This window comes from Pseudomonas sp. 15C (assembly GCF_055484735.1).
The window spans coordinates 24480-31283 of the sequence record NZ_JBUDGD010000059.1 but is presented as its reverse complement, the minus strand read 5'-3'; the positions used below and the strand labels follow the sequence as shown (position 1 = coordinate 31283).

The 6804-nt window shown below is 60.2% G+C and carries 5 protein-coding genes; 2 read left to right on the top strand and 3 right to left on the bottom strand.

From position 1 onward, the window contains the following. Positions 1–268 precede the first annotated feature (268 nt). Positions 269–3337, bottom strand: coding sequence for an efflux RND transporter permease subunit (locus tag ACYYKW_RS22455; protein ID WP_093104303.1), 3069 nt, complete (start codon positions 3335–3337; stop codon positions 269–271). A 6-nt stretch (positions 3338–3343) separates the two neighbouring features. Further along, a complete protein-coding gene (locus tag ACYYKW_RS22450) occupies positions 3344–4444 on the bottom strand; it encodes an efflux RND transporter periplasmic adaptor subunit (RefSeq protein WP_464991195.1) in 1101 nt (366 codons plus the stop codon). A gap of 94 nt (positions 4445–4538) precedes the next feature. Between ACYYKW_RS22450 and ACYYKW_RS22445 the strand changes: the two genes are divergently transcribed. Next, positions 4539–5174: a TetR/AcrR family transcriptional regulator gene (locus ACYYKW_RS22445; RefSeq protein ID WP_464991194.1), complete on the top strand. Its 636-nt coding sequence runs from the start codon at positions 4539–4541 to the stop codon at positions 5172–5174. Positions 5175–5306: 132 nt separating this feature from the next. Here ACYYKW_RS22445 and ACYYKW_RS22440 read toward each other — a convergent pair whose 3' ends face one another. Continuing rightward, complete coding sequence (locus tag ACYYKW_RS22440) at positions 5307–6089, bottom strand: class I SAM-dependent methyltransferase (protein WP_090288435.1); 783 nt, start codon at positions 6087–6089, stop codon at positions 5307–5309. 92 nt (positions 6090–6181) lie between these two features. Between ACYYKW_RS22440 and ACYYKW_RS22435 the strand changes: the two genes are divergently transcribed. Further along, positions 6182–6802 (top strand): energy transducer TonB, encoded by a 621-nt coding sequence (locus tag ACYYKW_RS22435; RefSeq protein ID WP_464991193.1) that lies wholly within the window; start codon positions 6182–6184, stop codon positions 6800–6802. Positions 6803–6804: the final 2 nt, after the last annotated feature.

Below are 6804 nucleotides of genomic sequence, written 5' to 3'. Positions count from 1 at the left end.
TGGGAGCGCAGCGACCGTCTGGCGCAGCCAGACACAGCGGAAGGAGGTGCAGCGCAGCAAACCGTAGCCGCTGCGCCCGGATCGATCCCGGAGCGAAGGAACCCCGAGCCCGCGAGGGGCCGAACGCAGGAGCAAGCCTTTTCGGTTACCTTTTCGGCGTCTGGAAAAGGTGACTCGCCGTAAGGGCGAAACCGCCAGCCGCAACACCCGAAAAACCGGATATTCACCCAAACCCCAAGAGCCTGGTCGGCCCGAAGGCCGCCAAGAATCAAACCTCCCGACGAACCCTGAACCAGGCCGCATACAACGCCGGCAAAAACAGCAGCGTCAACGCCGTAGCCACAATCAACCCGCCCATGATCGCTACCGCCATCGGCCCGAAGAACACACTGCGCGACAACGGAATCATCGCCAGCACCGCCGCCAGCGCCGTCAGCACAATCGGCCGGAACCGCCGCACGGTCGCCTCGATAATCGCCTGCCAAGGCTTGAGCCCAGAGGCGATATCCTGCTCGATCTGATCCACCAGAATCACCGAATTGCGCATGATCATCCCCGACAACGCAATTGTCCCCAGCATCGCCACAAAGCCGAATGGCTGGCGGAACACCATCAGAAACAACGTCACCCCGATCAACCCCAGTGGCGCTGTGAGAAACACCATCGCCGTGCGCGAAAAACTGCGTAACTGCAACATCAACAGCGTCAGCACCACCACGATGAACATCGGCACCCCGGCATTCACCGACGCCTGCCCACGCTGAGAATCCTCCACCGTGCCGCCGACATCCAGCAGGTAGCCATCCGGCAATTCGGCGCGAATCGAATCCAGCGTCGGCATGATCTGCTTCACCAGCGTTGCCGGTTGCTCCTTGCCGTAGATATCCGCTCGCACGGTCACGTTCGGCAGGCGGTTGCGGTGCCAGATGATCCCTTCCTCGAAGCCATATTCAAGCGTGGCAATCTGCGACAAGGCGACACTGCGGCCGTTGTCCGTCGGCACCGCCAGACTTGGCAGCAGCGACAACTCGGTGCGTTCATGCACCGTTCCGCGCAGGAGGATTTCGATCAACTCATTGTCTTCGCGGTACTGACTGACGCTCGACCCGGTCAACGAACTCTGCAGGAATTTCGCCAGATTCGCCGTGCTCACGCCCAGCGCCCGCGCACGCTCCTGATCGATATTCAGGTAAACGACTTTGCTCGGCTCCTCCCAATCCAGGTGCACATTGACCACATGCGGATTTTCGCGAACCTTGGCCGCTACCTTGCGGGCAAGCGCGCGAACCTCTTCGATATGCTCGCCGGTCACGCGGAACTGCACCGGGTAGCCAACCGGCGGACCATTCTCCAGACGTGTGACCCGCGAGCGCAACGTCGGGAATTGCTCGTTGAGGGTGTCAATCAACCACATACGCAGCGTCTCTCGCTCCTCGATGGTTTTCGCCAACACCACAAACTGCGCGAAGCTCGCTGCCGGCAGCTGCTGATCGAGCGGCAGATAAAAGCGCGGCGAACCGGTGCCGACGTAAGCCACGTAATTGTCGATACCCGCGTGCTCCTTGAGCAGCGCTTCGAGGCGTTTGACCTCGCTGGTCGTGTTAGCCAACGACACGCCCTCGGCCAGTTTCAGATCAACCATCAGCTCCAGTCGATTGGAGGCCGGGAAGAACTGTTGCGGGACAAAGCGGAACAGCATCACCGAGGCGATGAACAGCCCGACGGTCAGCACGATCACGGTTTTGCGGTGCGCCACACACCATTCAACCAAGCGCCGGACCCGCTGATAGAACGGCGTGCCGTACGGGTCTGGCTGACCGTCGCCGGTGCCATGCTTGGCTGCGTGAATTTTAGCCAGATCCGGCAGGAGTTTTTCCCCCAGATACGGCACGAACATCACCGCCGCGACCCACGACGCGAGCAGTGCAATAGTCACCACCTGGAAGATCGAACGGGTGTATTCGCCAGTGCCGGACTGTGCCGTGGCAATCGGCAGAAACCCGGCAGCGGTGATCAAGGTGCCGGTGAGCATCGGGAACGCGGTGCTGGTCCAGGCATAGCTCGCGGCGCGGATGCGATCGAAGCCCTGTTCCATTTTGATCGCCATCATTTCCACGGCGATGATCGCATCGTCGACCAGCAACCCCAACGCCAGCACCAGCGCACCGAGAGAAATCTTGTGCAAACCGATGCCCAGGTAATACATGCAGGCGAAGGTCATCGCCAACACCAGCGGGATGGTCAGCGCGACGACCATGCCGGTGCGTACGCCGAGGGAGAAAAAGCTCACCAGCAACACGATCGCCAGCGCTTCGACCAACACCTGGACGAACTCGCCGACGCCGGTTTTCACCGCTGCCGGTTGGTCGGACACCTTGCGCAGTTGCATGCCGGCCGGGAGGTTTTTCTGCAATCGCGAGAACTCGGTTTCCAGCGCTTTGCCGAGCACCAGAATGTCGCCACCGTCCTTCATCGCGACAGCCAGACCGATCGCATCGTCGCCCATGAATCGCATGCGCGGCGCCGGCGGATCGCTGAAACCGCGACGCACGTCAGCGATATCGGCGATGCGGAACGTACGATCAGCGACACGAATCGGAAAGTTCTTTATCTCATCGACTGTCTGAAAATTTCCCGAGACCCGTAGCTGCAAACGCTCGCTGCCGGTTTCGAAGAACCCCGCCGTGGAGACCGCGTTCTGCTCTTCCAGCGCTTGCTGCACCGCGGCCAGCGGCAAACCCAAGGTTGCCAGTTTGACGTTGGACAGCTCGACCCAGATTTTCTCGTCCTGCAGCCCGAGCAGTTCGACCTTGCCGACATCCTTGACTCGTTGCAGCTGGATCTGGATGCGATCGGCGTAATCCTTGAGCACGGCGTAATCGAAACCGTCGCCCGTCAACGCATAGATATTGCCGAACGTGGTACCGAACTCGTCGTTGAAAAACGGCCCTTGAACGCCCGGCGGCAAGGTTTGGCGAATATCGCCGACTTTCTTGCGCAACTGATACCAGAGGTCGGGAATGTCCTTGGAGTGCATCGAATCACGGGCGATAAAAGTGACTTGCGATTCGCCGGGGCGGGAGAACGACATGATGCGTTCGTATTCGCCGGTTTCCATCAGCTTCTTTTCTATGCGCTCGGTGACCTGACGCGAAACTTCCTGCGCCGTCGCGCCGGGCCAGCGGGTCTGAATGACCATGGCCTTGAAGGTGAACGGCGGATCTTCGCTCTGGCCCAGTTTGGTGTAGGACAACGCGCCAACAACGGCGAGCAAAAGCATCAGGAACAGTACGATCTGGCGATTACGCAGCGCCCATTCAGAGAGGTTGAAGCGCATCGGGGCTTACTCCTTGTTCGCCAGATTGACCACGCGGTTGGAGCGATCCACCGGCCGCACCTGCTGACCTTCGAGCAACACATGGACCCCGGCTGCCACCACCCAGTCGCTGGCGCTCAAGCCTTCGAGCACCGGTACGGTTTTTTCACCGAACGGGCCGACGCGCACCGGGGTTTTCTTCAAAGTGTTGTTGACGCTGACGACCCACACGTAGGTCGCGCCGTTTTCGGCGGTGACGGCCGATAGCGGCACTGACAAGGACACTTTGTCGGCGGATTGCACGAAGACCCGCGCGCTCTGGCCCAGCTCAGCCGGGACTTTGCCGCTGGCAAAGGAAATTCGTGCGGCGAAAGTCCGCGAACGCGGATCGGCCGCTGGCGACAATTCGCGGATCTGCCCGGCGAAGCGCTGGTTCTGCTGGGTCCACAATTCCACGGTGACAGGCTGCCCGACCTTGAAGCGGCCGAAGCTTTGCTCCGGCAGGCTGATCAAGACTTCACGTTCACCGTCGGTAGCGAGGGTGAACACGGTTTGCCCGGCAGCGACCACTTGCCCAACTTCCACCGAGCGTTTGGCCACCACGCCATCCTGCGGCGCGCGCAGTACTGCATAGCTGGCCTGGTTGGTGGAGACGTTGAATTCGGCTTTGATTTGTTTAAGGCGTGCTTCGCCGGAGCGGTATAGATTTTCGGCGTTGTCGTAGGCCGAGCGGCTGACCATCTGCCGCTCCATCAGGGTTTTGTAGCGATCCCGCTCGGCGCGCACCAGATTCAGATTGGCTTCGGCGGCAGCGACCTGGGCGCGCGTGGCTTCCAGTTGCAGGCGTACATCCTGCGGATCGAGTTCGGCCAAGGGCTGGTCAGCTTTCACGCGCTGGCCTTCATCGACCAGTCGTCGGCTGACCTTGCCGCCAATACGAAACGCCAGGTCCGGCTCGTAACGCGCACGGACTTCACCGGGATAACTTTCCATCGCCTGCGCCGAAGGCTCTGGCTGCACCACCATGGCCGGTCGCACGGTGACTTGCGTCACCTCTTCCTGACCGCACGCCGACAACAGAAACGCCAGACTCGCTGGCAGTGCAAAGGACAACGCATGGCGGAACATGGTGACGGACCTTTCGCTAATGGTGCTTGGAATATTTATACTGGCCGGTATGGTATTAATAGCAAACTCACCAGTCCAGTATTAAAAGCGAAGAATGTCGAACAATCCTGCAGCTCCAAACGGCCCAGGCCGCCCCAAGGATCTGGCCAAGCGCCAGGCCATCCTCGACGCGGCGAAAATCCTCTTTCTTACGCACGGTTACGCCAACGCCAGCATGGACGCGGTGGCTAACGAGGCCGGCGTGTCAAAACTGACGGTCTACAGCCATTTCAACGACAAGGAGACCTTGTTCTCTGCCGCCGTAGTGGCCAAATGCGAAGAGCAATTGCCGCCGCTGTTTTTCGAATTGCCGGAAGGCATTGCGGTGGAAAATGTGTTGCTGAACATTGCCCGAGGCTTTCATCAACTGATCAACAGTGAGGAATCGGTGAACCTGCACCGGCTGATCATGGCGCTGGGCAGTCAGGACCCGAGCCTTTCGCTGATCTTTTTCCAGGCCGGCCCGGAGCGCATGGTGCAGGGCATGGAGCGACTGTTGACGCGTATCCACGAGACCGGCGCGCTGAACATCGATCTGCCGCGCAATGCCGCCGAGCATTTCTTTTGCCTGATCAAGGGTGCAGGGAATTTTCGGCTGTTGTATGGCTGTGGCGAGCCGTTGAGCGAAGAGGCTTCAGAACGCCATATTCAGGAAGTAGTGGCTTTGTTTATGCGCGCTTATCGACCCTGATTTCTGCGGTGTCGGCACTGCCGCCATCGCTGGCAAGCCAGCTCCCACAAGGATTTGGGTGTGATCACAAACTGTGTACACACCACCAAACCCTGTGGGAGCTGGCTTGCCAGCGATTGGCGCGACTCGGTTTTAAGGTTTTAGCGCTTTCTTCGGGTAAATGTCATACCGGCTCGACTTGCCATCCAGCGCATGGCTAGGCTTCGGCCCGTCAATGCAAGGCGCTTTGCGCGGGCGCTTGACCACGACCCGGTGCGTGGCCAACGCCAGCGCGGCTTCGAGCAAGGCTGGTGCATCCGGGTCATCGCCGACCAGTGGTCGGAACAGGCGCATTTCCTTCTTCACCAACGCGGTCTTCTCACGATGCGGAAACATCGGGTCGAGATAGATCACCTGCGGCGGCTCGCCTTCCCAATGGCGCATGACCTCGATGGAATTGCCCTTGAGCAGCTTCATCCGCGCCACGATCGGCGCTACGTCGAAATCCTCCGCCGCCCGCGCCAGACCGTCTTCCAGCAGCGCGCCAATCAACGGCTGGCGCTCGATCAGGCTCATTTCACAGCCGAGGCTGGCGAGGACGAACGCATCCTTGCCCAGCCCCGCCGTGGCATCCAGCACGCGCGGGCGCACGCCTTGGGCGATACCGACCGCTTTGGCGATCATCTGCCCGCTACCGCCACCGTACAAACGCCGATGCGCCGCGCCGCCCTCGACAAAGTCGACCCGCACCGGCCCCGGTGCGTCCGGGCCGAGTTGTTGCAGTTGCAAACCCTGCTCGCCGACCTGCAAGGCGAACTCGCCGTCAGCCTCGGCGAGCGGCAGGCCGAGACGTTCGGCCCATTGCTCCGCTTGCGCTTGAAACGTCGCGGCGAGGGCCTGGACATGGATGCGGCAGGCCGCGGGTGACTCGATCATGAAAAAACGCTCAAAAAAGTTAAGGATCGACAAAAACCGCCGATAAACCATTCAACGCGCATTTTGCCAGAGCTGAGCGTCAACCGAAAAAAATGTCAGGCATTCTTCCCACATCGATTGGCTACATCTCGCCCCATGGCGATTTCAGCCGTCATAACACTCAAGCACTGGGCGGCGTCAGTCACCTGTGGCAGGATTTCTTTGCCCAGGCGCTGGCTGAACAGTCGAGTGAAGTGGTGCCAGCCTGCGGCACGTTCCCACCGGTTGACCTGAACAGCCCGCAAGAACCCACCATCGGCAGCGAACTGCACGCGCACATCATCAGCCAGCGCGAGTGCGATGTGGTCGAAACTCAAGTGCGTCCGCCGGAGCCGCTGTTCCTGCCGATTGCCGAGTTCGAAATGGAATTGCTCGACAAGCCGTTCCCACCGTTCCCGCCGGAAGAACTTAAAGCCCAGCAGGAACAGCAGAATTTCGACAGCAGCTGGGTCCGCCCGATCGTTATCAATAATGGTCAGCCAATGCCAGAGCCAGGTCCGGCACCACAGAAGAAGCCGCTGTACCTGCCGATCGCCGAGTTCGACCTTGATCTGCTGCAAAAGCCTTACCCGCCATTCCCGCCGGAAGAAATTGTCGAGCAGCAAAAAGCCCTCGATTTCGATAATGGCTGGGCACGCCCGATCGTTCTGCAGAACCTGCGCCTCGCCGCATAAAC

Coding starts and splice junctions, on each gene's coding strand:
- ACYYKW_RS22445 (WP_464991194.1), top strand. CDS start 4,539: ATGTCGAACAATCCTGCAGCTCCAAACGGCCCAGGCCGCCCCAAGGAT.
- ACYYKW_RS22435 (WP_464991193.1), top strand. CDS start 6,182: ATGTCAGGCATTCTTCCCACATCGATTGGCTACATCTCGCCCCATGGC.
- ACYYKW_RS22455 (WP_093104303.1), bottom strand. CDS start 3,337: ATGCGCTTCAACCTCTCTGAATGGGCGCTGCGTAATCGCCAGATCGTA.
- ACYYKW_RS22450 (WP_464991195.1), bottom strand. CDS start 4,444: ATGTTCCGCCATGCGTTGTCCTTTGCACTGCCAGCGAGTCTGGCGTTT.
- ACYYKW_RS22440 (WP_090288435.1), bottom strand. CDS start 6,089: ATGATCGAGTCACCCGCGGCCTGCCGCATCCATGTCCAGGCCCTCGCC.